This is a genomic window from Duganella sp. Leaf126, from assembly GCF_001423125.1.
In the GTDB taxonomy this organism is placed as follows: Bacteria; Pseudomonadota; Gammaproteobacteria; order Burkholderiales; family Burkholderiaceae_D; genus Rugamonas.
On the sequence record NZ_LMNW01000031.1, the window covers coordinates 295143 to 314327 of the forward strand.

A 19185-nucleotide genomic window follows, 5' to 3' on the forward strand; every position below is an offset into this window, starting at 1 on the left:
GGCGGTTTCCTTACAGCTGCGACAGGCGGGCCAGCATCTGGTCCGACGTGGTGATGGCCTTGGAGTTGATTTCGTAGGCGCGCTGGCTCTGGATCATGTTGACCATTTCCTCGACCACGTTGACGTTCGACGATTCCACGTAGCCCTGCAGGATCACGCCGAGACCGTTGGTGCCGGGCGTGTTGGTTTGCGGCGCGCCCGAGGCGCCCGTTTCCACGTACAGGTTTTCGCCCTTCGACTCCAGCCCGGTCGGGTTGATGAAGGTGGACAGCTGCAGCGCGCCGAGCTGCTGCGGCGCCACCGTGCCCGGCACCAGCGCCGAGACGGTGCCGTCGCGGCCGACCGTGATGTTCTGCGCTTCGATCGGGATCGTGATCGGCGGCTGCAGCACGAAGCCGCTGGAGGTGACCATCTGGCCGTTGTTATCGCGCTGGAAGGAGCCGTCGCGGGTGTAGGCGGTGGTGCCATCGGGCAGCAGCACGTTGAAGAAGCCGGCGCCGTTGACCATGATGTCCTTGTCGTTGCCGGTTGCCTGCGGGTTGCCCTGGGTGTGGATGCGCTCGATGGCCACCGGGCGCACACCGGTACCCTGCTGCATGCCCGAAGGCAGGTTGGTCTGTTGCGACGACTGGCCGCCCGGCTGGCGGATGTTCTGGTACAGCAGATCCTCGAACACGGCGCGCGACTTCTTGAAACCGGTGGTGCTGACGTTGGCCAGGTTGTGCGAAGTGACGTCGAGCTGCGTCTGCTGCGCCTCCATGCCGGTCTTGGCGATCCAAAGTGAACGTATCATGATCCTTCTCCCGTAGCGCGGATGGGGGTTTGCCACCGCGGCAAACGCTCATCCCACCACAGCATTATGCGGGAGCCGGGGTCAACCTAAAGCGAGGATCTGGGTGGCTTTTGCGGCGTTATTCTCGGCGTTCTTCAACAGGCTCATTTGCATGTCGAACTGCCTTGCCAGGCTGATCATGTTGACCATGGAATCGACCGGATTGACATTGCTGCCCTCGATCACGCCATCGACGACGCGCACGGCCGGGTCGTTCTGGGCCGGCGTGCCATCGGCCTGGCGGAACAGGCCGTCGTCACCGCGCAGCAGGCCGGCGGTGGGTGGATTGACCAGTTTCAGGCGGCCGAGCACGTTCGACGGTCCCGGCTGGAACTCGTTGGACACGGTGCTGACCGTGCCGTCGCTGGCGATCGTGATGCTGGTGTCGGGCGGCACCGCGATCGGGCCGCCGTCGCCGATCAGGGTCAGGCCGCTGCTCGTTTGCAGCAGGCCGTTCTCGTTGACCTTGAGGCTGCCGTTGCGGGTGTACGCCTCCGAGCCGTCGGCCGACTGCACCGCCAGCCAGCCCTGATCGCGGATGGCGATGTCGAGCGCGCGGCCGGTGGTCTGCATCGGCCCGGCGGCAAAGCTGGAGCCGACCGTGGAATCGACCACGAAGGCGCGCGTGGGCAGACCGTCCGACATCACCGGCACCGCCCGGAACGAATCGAGCTGGGCGCGAAAACCGTTGGTGGTGGCGTTGGCCAGGTTGTTCGACACGGTGGCCTGCTGCTCCATCACGTGGCGCGCACCGGTCATCGCGGTATAGATCAGACGGTCCATGGTTTACCTCATCAGCGCAGGTTGACCAGCGTCTGCAGCAGCGAGTCTTCGGTCTTGATGGTCTGCGCATTGGCCTGGTACACGCGCTGCGCCGTGATCATGTTGACCAGCTCCTCGGTCAGATCGACGTTCGAGGTTTCCACCGAGCTCGAACGCAATTGCCCCATCGAGCCGGCGTTCGGCACGCCGACCATCGGCTGGCCGGACGCGGCGCTTTCGGACCAGGCATTGTTGCCCAGCGGGGTCAGGCCATCGACGCTGGCGAAGTTAGCCATGGCGATCTGGCCCATCGGGCGCGACTTGCCGTTGCTGTACTGGCCCAGGATGATGCCGTTCTCGTCGATCGACAGGCGCTGCCACGAGCCGGCCGAATAACCATTCTGTTCCGAACCGAGGTCGTTGGTGGCGCTGCCGTACTGGGTGGTGTTGTTGAAGGTGGTGGCCACCGTCAGCGGTTGCAGCGAGCCGGTGTCCGGGAAGATCGGCAGCTGGATCTGGAACGGCAGCGTTTGCGGCGGATTGCGCAGCGCCATCGCACCCTGGTCGAGGTTGCCGCTGCGGTCGAACTGCAGCGTGCCGACCTTGACGGCGGGCACCGTGATGGCGTCGCCGAGCTTGGCGTTGATGTCATCGGGCGACAGGCCCGTGATCTGCCCCGAGTTGGTCGGATCGAGCGCGGTGTAGGCGGTATCGAGCGCGGCGAGCTGGGCAGCGCTGGCCTGGGCCGGCGCGGTGGAGGCGGCCGTGCGCATCACGTTGTAGGCAGCCGTGGCGTAATTCTTGGCAGCGGTGGCGATGGTGGCGGCGTCGGGCGGCGTGGCGCGGATGGCGTCGTTGTAGGCGGTACGGGCAGTGCCGACGCCGGCGTCGTTGTTGATCGCGGCAGCAACGCCGGCGGAAATGATTTCCTTGTTGTCGGCAGCGGCATACACGTCCCACACGTTGGCGTCGGTCTTGACGTAATAGGTGGTCATGATGTGCTGGGTGCCGAGGCTGTCGTACACGTCGAGCACGGTCTGCTTGTTGTAGGTTTCCGGGTCATTGGCGTTGAACGGATTCTTGGCAGGCACCTTCTCGGCCGAACTCAGGTTCAGGTGGAAGTTCGCTTCGGTGGTCTGCACCGGTTTCAGGTCCGACTTGTCGAGCACCAGCGGCACCGGTGCGCCGAGCTGGATCACGCCGGCCGTGTTGGCCAGGTAGCCGGTCAGCACCGCGCCCTGGGCATTGACCAGCGTGTGCTTGTTATCTTCGTGGAACTGGCCGTTGCGCGAATACTGCACGGCGCCGTTGACGGTCAGGCGGAAGAACCCGCCGCCATTGATCGACACGTCGAGCGGGTTGTTGGTGGTCTCGATATTGCCCTGGGTGAACTGCTGGGCCAGCTTGGACGTCATCACGCCGATGCCCGGGTTCTGGCCCGACACGCCGTTGAGCGAATTGGCGTACAGGTCGGCAAACTGGGCTTCGGAACTCTTGAAGCCGACGGTGCTGGCGTTGGCGATGTTATTGCCGATAACCGACAGCGATTTCGATGCAGCGTTCAGGCCGCTCAGTCCTTGTTGGAACATGGTATTCCCCTATCGAGGTGATTTTTAAGTGTACGCAACTGCAATCTGGGATCGGCAATTGCAGGATGCGACTACAAGACTTCTTTCACATCGGCCAAGGTGAAGTGGCCGAGCGAGGTATTGAGTTTGACGCCGGCGCTGCCGGTGGAAACGCTGGCGACTGCCGTCAGCTGCAGCGGCGTGGCGTTCTCGAGCGCCTTGCCGCCGCTGGTGGCCTTGACCGTGAACGTGTAGTTGCCTGCTGCCGCCACGGTCTTGTCGTCCTTGGTGCCGTCCCAGGTCAGCGGGTAGGTGCCGGCGTCGGTGCCTTTCATGCTCATGGTGCGCACCGTCTTGCCGCTGCTGTCGATGATGTTGATGTCGACCGCGTCCGCTGCCGAACCGAGTTCGATGCCGAACACGCTGCTGTTGGACTTGGTGCCGTCGGCAGCGGTGTTGGTGCTCAGCTCGATGCCCTTGCCGGCCACCAGCACGCCCTTGCCGATCAGGTTGGTCGCCGTCATCGACTGCGCGCTGGCCTGGTCGGCCCGCAGCGATTCCAGCGTGGCGTTGACCTTGTTGATGCCGGTCACCGTGGACAGCTGGGCCAGCTGGCTGGTCATGGCCGCGTTGTCCATCGGGTTGAGCGGGTCCTGGTTCTTCAGCTGCGTGACCAGCAGCAGCATGAACTTGTCCTGGTCGGCCTGCACGCTGTCGGTGGACGTGGTGCTGGTGGCGGAGCTGGTGGCCACCGAGTTGGTGGCTGCAGCCTTGGGCGTATCGATAATGCCGGCGATTGCCATGATTATTCCTGTCAGTTCTGACCGATGGTCAGGGTCTTGTTCAACATCGATTTGGCGGCGTTCATCACTTCCACGTTGTTCTGGTAGGAGCGCGACGCGGACAGCATGTTGACCATCTCGTCGACCGGGTTCACATTGGGCATGGTCACATAGCCCTTGTCGTCGGCCAGCGGATTTTGCGGGTCGTACTTCATCTTCATCGGCGACTGGTCTTCCACCACCTGCTTGACCCGTACCCCGGTCGAGGCGCCGTCGTTGGTCGGCGGCGTGGCCTCGAACACCACCTGGCGCGCGCGATACGCTTCGCCGGTGGCACTGGTGGTGCTGTCGGCATTGGCCAGGTTGGACGCGGTGACATTGAGGCGCTGGGCCTGGGCGCTCATGGCCGATCCGGAAACGTTGAATATGCTGAACAATGACATGATCAGGTTCCTCCTCAGTTACCGGACTGCAGCGCGTTCATCATGCCCTTGATCTGGGCGTTGATCATGGTGAGACCGGCTTCGTAGCGCACCGCGTTGTCGGCGAACTGGTTGCGCTCGACGTCCATGTCGACCGTGTTGCCATCGACGGCGCCCTGCACCACGCCGCGGTACAGCAGCGGGGTGCCGTCGCCGAGCACGCCGCCGTCGGTCGGCGGATTGGCGAAGTGGCGCGGCGCGGTGGTCTTCAGGCTGGCCGTCGGCGTGGCTTTGTCCACGGCCGCCTTCATGGCGCTGGCAAAGTCGATGTCGCGCGCCTTGTAATTGGGCGTGTCGGCATTGGCGATATTCGAAGCGAGCACGGCCTGGCGCTTTTCGCGCAGGTTCAGGGCCGATTCGTTAAAGCGCATATAGTCGTCGAGTTTGGAAAGCATGGTGGCCTCCGGGTATGAGAACAGGATCGATGATACGGAGATGTTTCTCCCAGCCATCAAACGAGCAGCAGCGGCTTTTCCACCCTATTCCACGCTTCGGGCGCGGCGCAGTTCTCTATCATGGCAGCATTGAATGGAAGGCCTGCACCATGACCCCACGTCTCGTTACACTGTTGATGACCGCCGCCTTGACCGCGACCGCACTGTCGATGCCGGCCCAGGCGCAGACACCTGGCCGGCAGGACGCCGCCGCCATCAAGCGCACCGTCGAAGAATTCCTCAAGGTCCAGAGCGGCGGCTTGCCGGGCCAGGTCACGGTGGCCGTCGGCGCCATCGATCCGCGCCTGAACCTGGCCGCCTGCCCTGCCCCGCAGGCATTCTTTTCGCCGGGCGCGCGCGCCTGGGGCAAGACCACGGTGGGCGTGCGCTGCACGGCGCCATCGGCCTGGACCCTGTATGTACAGGCAAGCGTGACCGTGATGGGCGACTACGTCGCCAGCGCAGCGCCGCTGGTGCAGGGCCAGGAAATCGAGGAGCGCCAGCTGGTGGTGATGCAGGGCGACCTGACCAGCCTGCCGGCCGGCGTGGCCACCGATGTCAGCCAGGTAATAGGGCGTAGTACCAATGCATCATTGCCACCAGGCACTCCCTTGCGTCTCGATACCCTGCGCAGCAAGCCGGTGGTGCAACCGGGCCAGCTGGTCAGGCTGGTATCGAGCGGCAGCGGCTTCAGCGTCTCGGCCGAGGCGCGCGCCATGAGCACGGCCATCGACGGCCAAGTGGTACGGGTAAAAACTGCCTCAGGGCAACAGATCAGCGGCATCGCCAAACAGGGCGGACTGGTGGAAGTGGCGTTCTGACGGGGGAGGACCGGATTCGGTCGGGGCCGCGCTAAAGTTTCTCAGACGCGCGCCGTTATAGACTCAGATCCCGGAGTATCGCACTCCACCCAGTGAAGGAAGTTGCTGTGAAAATCAACGATACAACGTTAAAGAATCCGCCAAGCCTGCCTGGCGCCAACAGCCCGTCGCCGGCCACCACCCGCAGCGCGGAAACGGCAGTGCAGTCGTCCACGCCGGCGGCCACCGACAGTGTCCGGCTGTCGCCGCAAGGCCAGGCCATGGCAGCGAGCGCGACCAATGGCGCGGGCGCCGTGTTCGACAGCAAGAAGGTGGAACGCATCAAGCTGGCAATTGCCGATGGGCAGTTCCAGGTCAACTCGGAAAAAGTGGCGGATGGCTTGCTCGACACGGTCAAGGATCTGCTGCATTCCAGAAAACGTTAGGATAAATAATGACCACGGTCACACCGCTCGACAACCTGCGCGAAGAAGCGCACATCATGACCACCTTGCTGGACTTGCTCAAACAGGAGCAGCAGATGCTGGTATCGGCGGAGATCGAAGCCCTGGATGGCGTCACCAGTAAAAAAACCGCACTGATCAGCCAGATGACCTTGCTGTCGGCCCAGCGCCACCGCGCCCTGGCAAAAGCCGGTTTCCCGGCCGAAGAAGCGGGCATGGAGGCGTGGATCGCCGCCAGCGGCGACGACCAGATCGCCGACGCCTGGACCGCCCTGCTCGACACCACGCGCGAAGCCAAGGAACTCAACCGCATCAACGGCATGCTGATCAACAAGCAGATCAGCAACACCCAGGGCGCCCTCGCCGCCCTGCGCCCCGCCACCGGCGGCCAGACCTATAGCGCCACCGGCATGTCCAACCCGATTCCACGCAGCCGCGGCTTCCTCGCCGGCTAAAAGATGGCCTGAAGCCACCCAATACTTCGTTGCAGTCGCTTGGCGTGCTCACGCACTGCCTGCGCGGCTGCGCCTCGTCTTGGGCGGTTCAGGCCATCTTTTGCGTACTGATGTTCGGACAAAACGCTTGCTTGCGTACTGCCTGCGCGGCTGCGCCTCGTCCTGGGCGGTTCGGGCCATCTTTCGGATGCTCGCGCTCTATGCGTACGTTCTATGTGCCCGTTCCCTGCGTGCTATCTACGCGTGCGGTCTGGGCGTACGTTTGCTGTGCACTTTCTATGCGGACGGTCTGGGCGTACGTTGTGCTTAACGAGGGGCTGGTGTCGGCGTTGCGGCGGGTGTTACTGTTGGGGCGGTTACTGGCGTGGCGTCGGTTGGTAATTCGGTCACCGGATCGGGCAAGCCCGACAGGATCGTCACGGCCACCCGGCGGTTGCGGGCGCGGCCGATGGGGTCGTCGTTCGAGGCGACCGGCACGTTCGAGCCGAAGCCCACGGCCGTCAGGCGCTTGGGCGCCACGCCGGCCTCGACGAACAGGCGCACCACGCTGCTGGCGCGCACCGACGACAGTTCCCAGTTGGACGGGAATTGCGCATTGCTGATCGGCAGATCGTCGGTATGGCCTTCGACCTGCACGTTATGCGTGTCGTTCTTGAGCAGCTCGCCGACCGCGCGCAGCGCTTCCACCGATTCCGGCGTCAGGCGCGCGTCGGCCGGGTCGAACAGCACGCTGGCATTGATTTCCACGCTGACGCCGCGGCTGTTCTGCGTGACCCGCACCTTGCCTTCCTTGACCAGCGGCGCCAGCGTGGACAACAGGTCCTGCGCCAGCCTGGTCATCTCCTGCCGCTCCTGCTTGAGCAGCTCGCTGCGGCGTTTCAGGGCGGGATTCGGAATCGGTAAATTGGGCACCTGGGTGTTGACCGGCGGCGAAGCACCGGCGCCGCCGAAGGCGTCGCCAAGCGCGTCCGAAAACACCTTGTACTTGCCGATGTTGACCGACGAGATCGCGTACATCACGACGAAGAACGCGAACAGCAAGGTGATGAAATCGGCGTACGAGATCAGCCAGCGCTCGTGGTTTTCGATGTCCTCGTCGAATTTTTTGCGGGCGCGCCGGTAGTGCATGTCAGTGCTCGCGCAGCAAGGTGGCGATGCGCTCTTCGATCACGCGCGAGTGGTCGCCGGTGGCGATGTCGTAGAACACGGCAGCGGCGATTTCCTGCTGGTGCACATTCTGGTTGACGATGGCCTTGAGCTTGTTGGCGATCGGGTAGAAGAACAGGTTGGCCAGGCCGACGCCGTAAATCGTCGAGACGAAGGCCACCGCGATACCGGCGCCCAGCTTGGTCGGATCGGTCAGGTTTTCCATCACGTGGATCAGGCCCAGCACGGCGCCCAGGATGCCGATCGTGGGCGCGTAGCCGGCAGCCGACTCCCACACGCGCACGGCCAGCCGCTGCTCGGTCTCGTAGGCGGTGATCTCGGTGTCGAGCAGCTGGCGCAGCTTGTCAGGATTGATGCCATCGACGATCAGGCGCAAGCCCTTGCTGTTGAACTTGTCCTTGGCCGCCAGCATGTGACGCTCGAGCGAGAGCAGGCCGTCGCGGCGCGCGGCCAGGTTCCAGGCGCTGATATCGCGCGCCAGCGCAGCGCGGGTATCCGGTGGCGGCGCGAACACCAGGCGCAGCATTTTCATGCCGCGCACAAAGGTGCGCAATTTCGATTGCAGCAGCACGGCGCCGAAGGTGCCGACCACCACGATGGCAAACGCGGCCGGCTGCACCAGCGAGGACAGCTTGCCGCCTTCCATGGTCTGGCCGATGGCGATGCCGATCAGCGCAATGACGACACCGGCTATGCTGGCCCAGTCCATGCCTTCTCCCTGAGGTTGGCCCGCAGGCGCGCCACGGCTTGCGTATGCAGCTGCGAGACGCGCGATTCCGATACGCCCATCACGGCGCCGATTTCTTTCAAGTTCAGTTCCTCCTCGTAGTACAACCCCATCAGGATCTTCTCGCGTTCGGGCAAGACCTCGATGGCGTCGATCACGGCCTGGCGGAAGTCGGTGTCGAGCAGCGCGCGCAGCGGGTCGGACTCTTCGTCGGAGCAGTAGCGGTCGAGAAAGCTGTCGTTGCCGTCGTCGTCATGAAAATCCTCGTAGTACACGAGCTGGTGGCCGCCGCCGTCGGACAGCATGTCCTGGTAGTCCGACAGCGACAGCTTGAGCGACTTGGCCACTTCCGATTCGGTCGGCGGGTGGCCGAGCTTCTGTTGCAGCGTGCTCATGGCGGCTTCGATCTTGCGCATGTTCTGGCGCATCGAGCGCGGCAGCCAGTCGCTGGTGCGCAGCTCGTCGAGCATGGCGCCGCGGATGCGCAGCACGGCGTAGGTTTCGAACTGCGCACCATGGGTTTCTTCGTAACGGTTGATGGCGTCGAGCAGCCCGATCATGCCGGCTTGTACCAGATCATCGACCTCTACGCTGGGGGGCAGTTTTGCCTTCATATGATGGGCAAGGCGCTTGACCAACGGCATGTGCTCCGTCAGCAAGGTGTTCTTGTCCGCTTTCCCTTTGACCGTGTACATAGCCTATTGTTTTACTTTCAAGCGCTAAAGTGAGTGCCGCTCCCCGTCTGGAAAGTAGGCGAGCCAGCCAGCGCGAAGCGCCCCGCCAGTTGACGAAAGGCCACCGATGCACCGGCCAGCGGGAACGCATCCACGACCGCGCGCCCCAACCGCGCGGCGCGCTGCAGGTATTCATCGGCCGGCACCGAGCCCATCGAGACAAGGTTGACGGCCAGGTAACGGCTGGCAGCTGCTGCCATATTATCGTAAACCAACTTCGCTTCGGCTTCCGATGCACCGGTGACGAGAATTCCGAACGGCCGGCGGCCCAGTTCCTGCTGCAGTTGCTTGATCAGGCTGTACGCTGCCTTGATCGAACCGGCGTTGGCCGACACCTGCACCACGATCTCGGAACTGGCCATGACCGGCACCGGAAACGCGTCGCCGTCGAACTCGCCATCGACGATCACCACGCCGGTCTGCTTGACCAGCACATCGAAGGCCTTGGCCAGGCGCCGGGTGTCGTCGGGACCGCTGCGCGGCATGCCGCGCGTCATCGACGCCACCGAAAAGCCCTGCGGCGCCTGGTGGATCACCTGGTTCAGCGCGCACTCCTGGCGCGCCACGTTGAGCAGGCTGGCGCCGCCGTCGAGCCCGAGGCGGCTGGCCACGCCGTGGGCGCTGGCGCAGGCATCCATCAGCAGCACGTCGTTGCCGGCCCGGGCCAGCGACGCGCCGAGGTTGACCAGCATGGCGCCCTTGTCGTCCTGCGCCGTGGCCGACAGGAAGGTGACGATGCGGGGCTTGGGCCCCGCCAGCATGCGGCGCAGGCCTTCGGCCTGGTCGAAATCGAAATTAGCCAAGGTGGACCTCGCGCATCGTGTTATGGCCGGCCAGGCCTGCCTGACCGGACATCAGCAGCGGCAATTCGCTGTCCAGGTACTGGGTGCCTGCCACGTCGCGCTTGAGCTTGAAGGCGCGGTCGATCAGGTAGGCCGGATCGGCCAGGTGCAGGTCTTCCGGTACGCGCTGGCCGTTCGAGACATAGAACAGGTTGAGCTTATGGCGGATCACCACGTCAAGCACGTTGCCGATCGCGGCCGCTTCGTCGAGCTTGGTCATGATGCAGCCGGCCAGGCCGCTGCCCTGGTAGGCCCGGACCACTTCCGACAGGGTCTCCTGGGTGGCCGTGGCGTTCAGGCACAGCAGGCGTTTGACGTCGGAGCCGGCGCCTTGCAGCATCGAGACCTGCTCGGTGACCATCTGGTCGCGCTGGCTCACGCCCACCGTATCGATCAGCACCGTGTGCTTGTTGCGCAATTCCTTGAGGGCGATGCGCAGGTCGGCCTCGTCCTTCACCGAGTGCACCATCACGCCGAGAATCTTGCCGTAAATGCGCAGCTGCTCGTGGGCGCCGATCCGGTAGGCGTCGGTGGTGATCAGGGCCAGCTTGTCCGGGCCGTGGCGCATCACGCAGCGTGCGGCCAGCTTGGCGGTGCTGGTGGTTTTGCCGACGCCGGTCGGCCCCACCAGGGCGAACACGCCGCCCTGGTCGATCAGCGCATCCTCGTTGGCCATGGCCGACAGGTTGCGGGTGAGGACGGTCTTCATCCAGCGCATGCTTTCGGCCGTGTCGCGGCCGGCCGGCAGCTTGTCGATCAGGTAGCGCGCCAGGCTGGCCGAAAAGCCGGCGGCCAGCATTTCGCGCAGCACGGCAGCCTTGTGCGGCTCGCGCGACTGGGTACTGCCCCAAGCGATCTCTGCCAATTGGGTCTGCATCATGCCGCGCATCGCGCGGATTTCGCTCATCATGTCCTGCATTTCCGCGGCGGCATTCTGCTTGGCGCTGGCCACGGCCGAAGCCACCATGGCGCTGACCTGGTCGGCATCGAGCTGCGGTGCGCGCGGCTGGACCGGCGCCGATGGCGCCGCAGCGGCAGCTGCGGCGGTCTTGGTGGCGTACGACGACGGCGAGGCGACCACGCGGCGCGTCGCCTGCTGTGAAGCCTGCTGGATGGGCCGCTGGGCCGGCTGGGTTGCCTGCATCGGCTGCATCGGCTGCGCCTGGCGCGGCGCCAGGCCCGGGACCAGGCGCGGTGCGGCGTCGTCGAAATGCGGTTCCAGGCGCGCATCGAGGCGCTCGTTGCGCTGGGCCAGCGCGGCGTCGAGGTCGAGCGACGGGGCCGGACCGGCCATCGGCGAATGCGGCGCCGGCATCGTCAGCGAGGCGGCATCGTCGTTGGCCAGGGCCAGGATTTCGATCATGCCGTCGGCCTGGCGATTCGACAGGATCACGGCGTCCGGACCCAGCGATTCGCGCACCTTGCGCAACGCCTCGCGCGACGTGGGCGCGGTAAATTTTTTCACGTTCATGGCCGGCTCCCCAGGAACTGGCTGACGCGGGTTGGCAGGGTAATGTAGGCCATCGATGACTCCTGTAGCTTGAGCGATGCGTCGCGCGGCTGCGACGCTTCTATCACTCGGACAGTGCCATTATTGTCGATGCACTCAGGAAACGATCTGATGAACAGGCAGGGAAATGGGCCGCATTTCGGAACGGCCCATTTCTGCGCCGGCTATTCGGCGCGGAAGACGGCGGCGAGGGAGTCTGCGTAGACGAAGTTTTCAGCCCAGCGGCTGAGCTGCCCGAGATCGGCACCGTCGAGGCGCGCCTGTATCGATGCGTCGAGCGGACCGAAGCGTGTTTGCAACTGCAATGCCAGCAGCTCGGCAAAACCGCGCCGCTGACCCTGCTGCAAGCCTTCATTCAAGCCCTTCTTGCGCCCTTCGTTGAGTCCTTCGTTGAGTCCTTCGTTCAGTCCTTCGGAAAGCCCTATCTTGCGCCCTTCCTCGCGGCCTTTCTCGCGGCCTTCCTTGAGCCCTTTCTCGTGGCCGATTTCCATGCCTATCCGTTCGAGAGAAGATAGATATGTCATGGCAGTCCTCCTTTCCAGTTGAATGATGCCGGACCGCAGGCGCTGCTCCAGCGCCGGCGGCAGGCGCATGATCCAGTCCATGATCCGGTACAGGTCGATGATGCGCTGACGGTCCCAGTCGCGCTCGTACAACATCTTGGTCAGCTTCCACTTGGCGATGCGCCGGCGATGGGCGTCGCCGCGCGTGTTTTGGGCCAGCAAGTGCGCCGCACTCACCACGGCGAAGGGATTGTCGTGGCTGGGCAGGTCCGCGATCAGATAGGCATAATCCTGCATTTTCGCGATCGGAAAATCAAGCTGCATCGTGCAGCCGAGCTGCTGCCAGCCGAAGCTGGTCGGGCGCCAGTGTTGGCTGTCGTCGGTCAGCAGCGCCATGCTGGCGACCGGGTGACGGTAGCGGTCGTAGACGCGGTAATTGTAGATGAACATGCGCTCGGCAAAGTCGGCGTCGCGCCAGCCCTGCACTTCCAGGTGCACCAGCACCCACTGCTCGTCGCCGTCCAGCCGGTGCACGCTGACCAGCTTGTCCAGCAGCCGCTTGCCCAGTTCCGCATCGCGCGACAGCGCCGCCAGTTCCTGGTCGAGAAACACGTGCGGCAGCGACCAGTCGATCTGGGCATGCGCTGCCGGGAAGTAGAAAGCCATGAACTCGGGGAAGTGGCGCATGACCACTTCTTTCCACGGCGTGTCGAAATCGTCGCTCATGCAGCCAGTCTAGACCTGCCACAGGGCGGCGTTTGATGCAGCGCAAACGCGCGCAAGATGGCAGCGCGTGCGCCTGGCTAGCCGGTCTGCCCCACCAGCGCCGTCACGCGGATGGTTTTGCTTTCCGGGATTTCCGCATGCGACAGCACTTTCAGCTGCGGCAACGCGCGCCGCAGGAAGCGCGACAGCAAGGCACGCAGCGGTCCCGGCACCAGCAGCACCGGCGTCAGGCCCATCGCTTCCTGCTGCTGGGCCGCTTGCGCCGCCTGCTGGGCGATGGTGTCAGCCAGGCCCGGTTCGATGCCGGCGCCGTCCGGGCCGCTGGCGGCGAGCGCCTGCATCAGCAGCCGTTCCAGGCGGTTGTCGAGCGTCATCACCGACAGCTCGTTGGTGCCCGGGAACAGCTGCTGGACGATGGCGCGGCCCAGCGCGATGCGCACCAGCGCGGTCAGGTCGCTCGGGTCTTGCGTGTGCACCGTGTGCTCGGCCAGCGTCTCGATGATGGTGCGCATGTCGCGGATATGGACGCCCTCGACCAGCAGATTCTGCAGCACCTTCTGCAGCGTGGACAGCGACACCATCTTCGGCACCAGGTCTTCCACCAGGCGCGGCGCTTCCTTGGCCAGGTGGTCGAGCAGCGACTGCACCTCGGCGCGCCCCAGCAGCTCCGATGCATGGGTGGAAATCAGGTGGTTCAGGTGGGTGGCGACCACGGTGCCGGCATCGACCACCGTGTAGCCCATGCCCTGCGCCTGGTCGCGCAGGCTGGCGTCGATCCAGGTGGCCGGCAGGCCGAAGGCCGGATCGGTGGTGACCAGGCCTTGCAGCGTGCCGCTGGCCATGCCGGGATTGATGGCCAGGAATTGGCCGTTGAATGCTTCGCCGGTGCCCACTTCCACGCCCTTGAGCGTGATCCGGTAGGCCGACGGTTTGAGCTCGAGGTTGTCGCGGATGTGGACCGGCGGCGCCAGGAAGCCGACTTCCTGGGCGAATTTCTTGCGGATGCCCTTGATGCGCTTGAGCAGTTCGCCGCCCTGGTTCTTGTCCACCAGCGGAATCAGGCGGTAGCCGACTTCGAGGCCCAAGGTATCGACCGGCATCACGTCCTGCCAGCTGGCCTCTTCCTGTTCGGGCGCCGGCGGCGCAGCAGCCGCTGCCACCGCTGCCGCTTCGGCCTCGGCAGCGGCCCGCCCCGCCGGACCGCCGGTGGCCTTGTCCTTGCGCGACATCATGTAGCCGGCGCCGAGGATGGCGCCGCCGATGGTCAGGAACATCACGTTCGGCATGCCCGGAATCAGGCCCAGGCCGAAGATGATACCGCCGGTCACCCACAGGATTTCCACCCGCGCAAACAGCTGCGACACCACCTGGCTGCCGATATCCTGCTCGCTGGCCACGCGCGAGACCACGATACCGGCCGCGATCGAGATGATCAGCGACGGGATCTGCGCCACCAGGCCGTCACCGATGGCCAGCAGCGTGTACACCTGGGCCGCTTCGCCGAACGGCAGGCCGTGCTGGATCACGCCCACCAGCAGGCCGCCGATCACGTTGATCACGGTGACCAGGATGCCGGCCACGGCGTCGCCGCGCACGTATTTGCTGGCGCCGTCCATCGCGCCATAGAATTCCGCCTCCTGCGAGACTTCGTTGCGGCGCTTGCGGGCGTCCGCTTCGCCGATCAGGCCGGCATTGAGGTCGGCGTCGATCGCCATCTGCTTGCCGGGCATGGCGTCCAGTGCGAAGCGTGCGCCCACCTCGGCGATACGGCCCGCACCCTTGGTCACCACCACGAAGTTGATGATGGTCAGGATGATGAACACCACGATACCGACCGTGTAGTTACCGCCGATCAGGAAGTGGCCGAATGCCTCCACCACTTTACCGGCCGCGTCGGCGCCGGTGTGGCCTTCGGTCAGCACCACGCGGGTGGACGCCACGTTCAGCGACAGGCGCAGCATGGTCGACACCAGCAGCACGGTCGGGAAAGCCATGAAGTCGAGCGGCTTCACGGTGTACAGGCTGGTCAGCAGCACCACGATCGCCAGCGCGATATTGAAGGTGAAGAAGATGTCGAGCACGAACGCCGGCAATGGCAGGATCATCATGGCCAGCATCATGATCAGGAACATCGGCGCTGCCAGCGAGGACTTGTTCCGGCTGTTCGCCAGGCCTTGCAGCCATGGCGGCAGTTTGACGTTGGAGAGGGCGTTCATGCGGGTGCTCCGTTGTTTGTATCGGCGAGGTTGGCGAGGTTGGGCCGGTTGCCGAATTTATCGACATAGGCCGGGTTGTGCGGATCGAGTTCCGGCGGCACGTCGAGTTCCTTCGGTTCGGTCGGCCGCGGCGCGCCGCCCTTGCTGAACATGCGCAGCTGGAATACGTACGCCAGCACTTCGGCCACGGCCGCGTACAGCGTGGACGGGATTTCGTCGCCGATCTCGGCATGCTTGTACAGCGCCCGCGCCAGGGCCGGCGCTTCGAGCATGACGACCTTGTTCTCGCGCGCGATTTCGCGGATCTTGGCGGCGGTTTCGTCGGTTCCCTTGGCCACCACCTTCGGCGCGCCGCGCATGCCGTCGTTGTACTTGAGCGCCACCGCGTAATGGGTCGGGTTGGTGACCACCACGTCGGCGGTCGGCACGTCGGCCATCATGCGGCGGCGCGCCATCTCGCGCTGCAGCTGGCGGATCTTGCCCTTGATCTGGGGATTGCCGTCCGACTCCTTCGACTCCTGGATCACTTCCTGGCGCGTCATCTTGAGCTTGTCGGCGTAGTGCCACAGCTGGTAAGGCGCATCGATGGCCGCGATCAGGCCCAGCGCGCCGACGATGTAGAGAAAGCTGCTGCCCAGCATATTGAGCATGTGGGTGGTGCCCAGGCGCAGCGGCTCCACGGCCAGGCCGATTACGGCGTCCTGCTGCCTCATCATCACCATCCACGCCACCACGCCCACCACCACGGCCTTGCCGATGGCCTTGAACAGTTCGACCAGCGCGTTCTTGGAGAACATGTTGGTGATGCCGTTGACGGGATTGAGCTTGCTGAACTTGGGCACGAAAGCCTTGGCGCTGAACAGCCAGCCGCCGATCAGGATCGGCGAGATCAGCGCGACGAACATCACCGCCACGCCCAGCGGCAGGCAGGCCAGCAGCACGCGGCCGACATCGACCGCCACCCGCTGCATCAGCACGTCGGCATTGAAGATCTGTTCCTGGTCCAGGGTCAGGCCCGAGACCAGGGCGGAATTGAGTTGACGGATCAGGCCGTCGCCGAAGGTCCACAGGCCGACGCCGGCGGCCATCAGCACCGTAAACGTGGCCACTTCCCGCGAACGGGGAATGTCGCCTTCCTCACGCGCCTGCTCGAGGCGCTTCGGTGACGCTGCTTCGGTCTTTTCTGCGTCGCTGCTGTCTGACATGGTGAGTCTGCCGCATGGATGTATTCGATGTTGCCATTATCGAGCGCGGCAACATCGGGCCATCGGCGGAATACCGCAGGTTTTACCGGTCAGATCGATGATTCCATGTGGAAATTATGAGGTGGGCGCCAGTTTCTGCAGCTGCTCAAGCGTCAGGTAGCACCATTCGCCCTCTTCCAGTCCCAGTTCGTCCAGCGTCAGCGTGCCGATGGCCGAGCGGTGCAAGGCACTGCAGTGGTTGCCGGCGGCCGCCAGCATGCGCTTGACCTGGTGGTACTTGCCCTGCTCCAGCACGATTTCGAGCTGGTGCTCGCCGCGCTTGACGCAGGTTTGCGCCGCCAGCGGCGCCGGCTCGTCGTGCAGCTGCACGCCGCCGAGCAGCTGGGCCACCAGGTCGTCGGTCACCGGGTCCTGCGTCGTGGCCTGGTAAATCTTGGGAACATGGCGCTTCGGCGACGATTGCGCATGAATAAACGGGCCATCGTCGGACATCAGCAGCATGCCCGTGGTGTCATGGTCGAGCCTGCCAACGGGCTGCACCTCGCGCCAGGTGAATTGTTCCGGCAGCAAGGTCAGCACGCCAGGATGGTGGCTGGGCTTGCGCGAACATTCGAAATTGGCGGGTTTATACAAGGCGATGTACACGTGTTCGCGTACCACCCATTCTTCCCCGAAGACCGTCAGCACCAGGCCGTCCGTCTCCAGCGTTTCTTTGTAATTGTCGTGCACGACACCGCCGATGCGCACTTCGCCGTCGTCGATGAGGGCGCGGCAATACTTGCGGGTGCCGAAACCCTGCGATTGCAGGATGCGGTCCAGGGATAATTTGCTCATGGGCGAATTTTACAGGATGGCCGTGTGGGCGGGAAGCCGACCGGCCCGGCGCCCGCCGGCCTGCGCATTATTGATATACATCAAGTTCGTCGCGGTTTCCAGCGTTAGACTCAAACCGCGTTAGGAATTCGCCTAATGCGTTAGGAAATACTCAGCAGGAAGCCCATCATGCCGACCATCTATCTCCGCACCTTGCTGGCCCGCTCCCATTCCGCCACACTGCGCACGCGGCTCCTGATCAGCCGCTGCCGCCAGGGCAGCTTGCCCGGACAGGCGGCCACCGCGCCGCCGGCCGACCGCGCGGCGCCTCGCAGCGCGCAGGCGAACTGGTATGCAAAGCAACAACGGGAGTTTCTGAATTGGCTCGATGACGGCGGCATGACGCAGGAGGTGCAGGCAGCTGCCCAGCCGGCAGCTGCCACCATAGGGAACAGCGGCAAGGCGCCGCTGTTCCCAGCACCCTGTACGGATGCTGACGAGGAATTACAATTCTCTCAAGTCCGCATACGCGATGCGGTAAGGTAGTTCAGTCTTTGCGGACCAAGCCGGGCTGCAGCTTGTACTGACAACGAGATAAACAGTTTATATCGACCTCCCTGGGAAAGAACTACACCACCACTATAGCCGAACTGGTAGCAGATGCAAGCAAGTCGATATTGATAATGTTAATCGATGCCGCTTGAGCGACAGCAAAGCAGCAGCGATGCGGTCAGCGCAGCGTCGGCTTCACGCTCTCCACGGCCGACTTGATGGCGCCTGCACCCATGGCGGCGCCGAACTTTTTCAGCACGCGTTCGGGCAGGCCCTCGTGGGTGGTGTAGTCGATGATGTCCTCGGCCCGCACCACGTCGCGCGCCACGCTGTCCACCGTGCCGTAGGCATCGGCCAGGCCCAGGTCGATCGACCGGGCGCCGGTCCAGAACAGGCCCGAGAACATGTCCGGCGTTTCCTTCAGGCGCTTGCCGCGGCCGGCGCGCACCACGTCGATGAACTGCTGGTGGATTTCATCGAGCATGGTCTGGGCATACTGGCGGTGCTTGTCGGTCATGGGGCTGAACGGATCCATGAAACCCTTGTTTTCGCCGGCCGTCAGCAGGCGCCGTTCGACACCGACTTTTTCCATGGCGCCGGAAAAGCCGAAGCCGTCCATCAATACGCCGATCGAACCGACGATGCTGGCCTTGTTGACGTAAATCCGGTCGGCGCCGGCCGCAATGTAATAACAGCCGGACGTACAGATCTCGTCGACCACGACATACAAGGGCTTCGCCGGATAACCGCTGCGCAGGCGCCGCATCTCGTCGACGATCATGCCGGCCTGCACCGGGCTGCCGCCCGGGCTGTTGATATGCAGGACCACCGCCACCGAGCCGCTGTCGGAAAATGCCTTGTTCAGCGCCGGGATCACGACCGATGCCGCGCCACTGCCCTCGGATTCGATCGCGCCTTCGATTTCGATCAGCGCCGTATGGCGGCCCAGGGTTTCCTCCGAGCCGGTCCAGTTGATGTCAAAATAGGTGGCCAGCGCCACCACCAGCACCAGCAAGGTCACGGACTTGAAGAAAATGCCCCAGCGCCGCGCCGACTTCTGCTCCCTGAGCGTGGCGAACACCAGCTTTTCCAGCACCGCGCGCTCCCACTGACCGGCGCCAACGGGCGCCGCCGGTGGCGCGGCAGCCGGCGCAGGCGAGGACGGAGGAACACCGCCGGCGTCGCCGGCAGAAGGGGGAGTGTGGTGATCGGTCATGGATTGCTTGGTTGAAAATGGTCAAGCCGATGGCGGCCGCACATCATGGTCGGGATGCCAGAAAATCTGCTGGTCGCGCTCGGTGACGGCAATCGGCCGCAAGCGGCCGCCGCGGCATGGCCCACCCGCGCACACGCCGGTATCGGGCGCATAAATCGCGCCATGGGTCGCGCACATCAGGTACAGCCCGCCCGACTCGAAGAACTCGCCTTCGGCCCAATCGAGTTCGATCGGCATGTGGGCGCAGCGATTCAGGTAGGCATACGGGGCGCCATCGTAACGCACGACGAAGCCGGTGCCGGCGCCGCCCTCGGTACTGACCGCGAACCGCACGCCCTTGCCGCCCTCCTCCACCTCGGCAGCGGAACAGACGAGGATTTCCTCCATTACTACTC

The 19185-nt window shown here is 64.4% G+C and carries 21 protein-coding genes; 4 read left to right on the top strand and 17 right to left on the bottom strand.

Annotated features, from left to right (window positions below; translation table 11 throughout):
• Window positions 1-10: 10 nt before the first annotated feature.
• The 6 genes from flgG to flgB all read right to left on the bottom strand — a co-directional run bounded on the left by flgG (window position 11) and on the right by flgB (window position 4821).
• Window positions 11-793 carry a flagellar basal-body rod protein FlgG gene (flgG, locus tag ASF61_RS14605; RefSeq protein WP_056157059.1) on the bottom strand — a complete coding sequence of 261 codons (783 nt, stop codon included), beginning with the start codon at window positions 791-793 and terminating at the stop codon, window positions 11-13.
• Between the two features lie 81 nt (window positions 794-874).
• A complete protein-coding gene (gene flgF, locus ASF61_RS14610; protein WP_056157061.1) occupies window positions 875-1615 on the bottom strand; it encodes a flagellar basal-body rod protein FlgF in 741 nt (246 codons plus the stop codon).
• 11 nt (window positions 1616-1626) lie between these two features.
• Window positions 1627-3183 (bottom strand): flagellar hook protein FlgE, encoded by a 1557-nt coding sequence (locus ASF61_RS14615; protein WP_056157063.1) that lies wholly within the window; start codon window positions 3181-3183, stop codon window positions 1627-1629.
• 71 nt (window positions 3184-3254) lie between these two features.
• Window positions 3255-3965 carry a flagellar hook assembly protein FlgD gene (locus tag ASF61_RS14620; RefSeq protein WP_056157065.1) on the bottom strand — a complete coding sequence of 237 codons (711 nt, stop codon included), beginning with the start codon at window positions 3963-3965 and terminating at the stop codon, window positions 3255-3257.
• 11 nt (window positions 3966-3976) lie between these two features.
• A complete protein-coding gene (gene flgC, locus ASF61_RS14625; protein ID WP_056157067.1) occupies window positions 3977-4387 on the bottom strand; it encodes a flagellar basal body rod protein FlgC in 411 nt (136 codons plus the stop codon).
• A 14-nt stretch (window positions 4388-4401) separates the two neighbouring features.
• Window positions 4402-4821: a flagellar basal body rod protein FlgB gene (gene flgB, locus ASF61_RS14630; protein WP_056157069.1), complete on the bottom strand. Its 420-nt coding sequence runs from the start codon at window positions 4819-4821 to the stop codon at window positions 4402-4404.
• 149 nt (window positions 4822-4970) lie between these two features.
• Here flgB and flgA point away from each other — a divergent pair, with 149 nt between their 5' ends.
• The 3 genes from flgA (at window position 4971) to ASF61_RS14645 (ending at window position 6579) form a co-directional block, all read left to right on the top strand.
• On the top strand, window positions 4971-5681 hold the full coding sequence (flgA, locus tag ASF61_RS14635) for a flagellar basal body P-ring formation chaperone FlgA (RefSeq protein WP_056157070.1): 711 nt from the start codon (window positions 4971-4973) through the stop codon (window positions 5679-5681).
• Between the two features lie 107 nt (window positions 5682-5788).
• Complete coding sequence (flgM, locus tag ASF61_RS14640) at window positions 5789-6106, top strand: flagellar biosynthesis anti-sigma factor FlgM (protein WP_056157072.1); 318 nt, start codon at window positions 5789-5791, stop codon at window positions 6104-6106.
• An 8-nt stretch (window positions 6107-6114) separates the two neighbouring features.
• A complete protein-coding gene (locus ASF61_RS14645; RefSeq protein ID WP_056157074.1) occupies window positions 6115-6579 on the top strand; it encodes a flagella synthesis protein FlgN in 465 nt (154 codons plus the stop codon).
• 306 nt (window positions 6580-6885) lie between these two features.
• Here ASF61_RS14645 and motD read toward each other — a convergent pair whose 3' ends face one another.
• The 9 genes from motD to ASF61_RS14690 form a co-directional block, all read right to left on the bottom strand.
• Window positions 6886-7707: a flagellar motor protein MotD gene (motD, locus tag ASF61_RS14650; RefSeq protein ID WP_056157076.1), complete on the bottom strand. Its 822-nt coding sequence runs from the start codon at window positions 7705-7707 to the stop codon at window positions 6886-6888.
• Between the two features lies 1 nt (window position 7708).
• The gene (locus ASF61_RS14655; protein WP_056157078.1) at window positions 7709-8455 is read right to left on the bottom strand and encodes a flagellar motor protein; all 747 of its coding nucleotides are present in this window, start codon (window positions 8453-8455) and stop codon (window positions 7709-7711) included.
• The gene (locus ASF61_RS14660) at window positions 8437-9168 is read right to left on the bottom strand and encodes an RNA polymerase sigma factor FliA (RefSeq protein ID WP_056157080.1); all 732 of its coding nucleotides are present in this window, start codon (window positions 9166-9168) and stop codon (window positions 8437-8439) included. The genes ASF61_RS14655 and ASF61_RS14660 overlap by 19 nt, the downstream gene beginning before the upstream one ends.
• A gap of 17 nt (window positions 9169-9185) precedes the next feature.
• Window positions 9186-10010, bottom strand: a complete 825-nt coding sequence (locus ASF61_RS14665) for a hypothetical protein (protein ID WP_056157082.1) — start codon at window positions 10008-10010, stop codon at window positions 9186-9188.
• Window positions 10003-11520, bottom strand: coding sequence for a flagellar biosynthesis protein FlhF (gene flhF / locus ASF61_RS14670; protein WP_056157084.1), 1518 nt, complete (start codon window positions 11518-11520; stop codon window positions 10003-10005). The genes ASF61_RS14665 and flhF overlap by 8 nt, the downstream gene beginning before the upstream one ends.
• Before the next feature lie 203 nt (window positions 11521-11723).
• Window positions 11724-12788, bottom strand: coding sequence for a hypothetical protein (locus ASF61_RS14675; RefSeq protein WP_056157086.1), 1065 nt, complete (start codon window positions 12786-12788; stop codon window positions 11724-11726).
• A 77-nt stretch (window positions 12789-12865) separates the two neighbouring features.
• Entirely contained in the window at window positions 12866-15004 is a 2139-nt protein-coding gene (gene flhA, locus ASF61_RS14680) for a flagellar biosynthesis protein FlhA (protein ID WP_056157087.1), read from the bottom strand.
• Window positions 15001-16209: a flagellar biosynthesis protein FlhB gene (gene flhB, locus ASF61_RS14685; RefSeq protein WP_056157088.1), complete on the bottom strand. Its 1209-nt coding sequence runs from the start codon at window positions 16207-16209 to the stop codon at window positions 15001-15003. The genes flhA and flhB overlap by 4 nt, the downstream gene beginning before the upstream one ends.
• A gap of 114 nt (window positions 16210-16323) precedes the next feature.
• Window positions 16324-17043 carry a pseudouridine synthase gene (locus ASF61_RS14690; protein WP_056157090.1) on the bottom strand — a complete coding sequence of 240 codons (720 nt, stop codon included), beginning with the start codon at window positions 17041-17043 and terminating at the stop codon, window positions 16324-16326.
• A gap of 168 nt (window positions 17044-17211) precedes the next feature.
• Between ASF61_RS14690 and ASF61_RS14695 the strand changes: the two genes are divergently transcribed.
• Window positions 17212-17568 (top strand): hypothetical protein, encoded by a 357-nt coding sequence (locus tag ASF61_RS14695; RefSeq protein WP_056157093.1) that lies wholly within the window; start codon window positions 17212-17214, stop codon window positions 17566-17568.
• A 184-nt stretch (window positions 17569-17752) separates the two neighbouring features.
• Here ASF61_RS14695 and ASF61_RS14700 read toward each other — a convergent pair whose 3' ends face one another.
• Both ASF61_RS14700 and ASF61_RS14705 read right to left on the bottom strand, forming a co-directional pair.
• On the bottom strand, window positions 17753-18790 hold the full coding sequence (locus tag ASF61_RS14700) for a S49 family peptidase (RefSeq protein WP_056157094.1): 1038 nt from the start codon (window positions 18788-18790) through the stop codon (window positions 17753-17755).
• Window positions 18791-18811: 21 nt separating this feature from the next.
• Window positions 18812-19177 carry a Rieske 2Fe-2S domain-containing protein gene (locus tag ASF61_RS14705; protein ID WP_056157097.1) on the bottom strand — a complete coding sequence of 122 codons (366 nt, stop codon included), beginning with the start codon at window positions 19175-19177 and terminating at the stop codon, window positions 18812-18814.
• Window positions 19178-19185 lie beyond the last annotated feature (8 nt).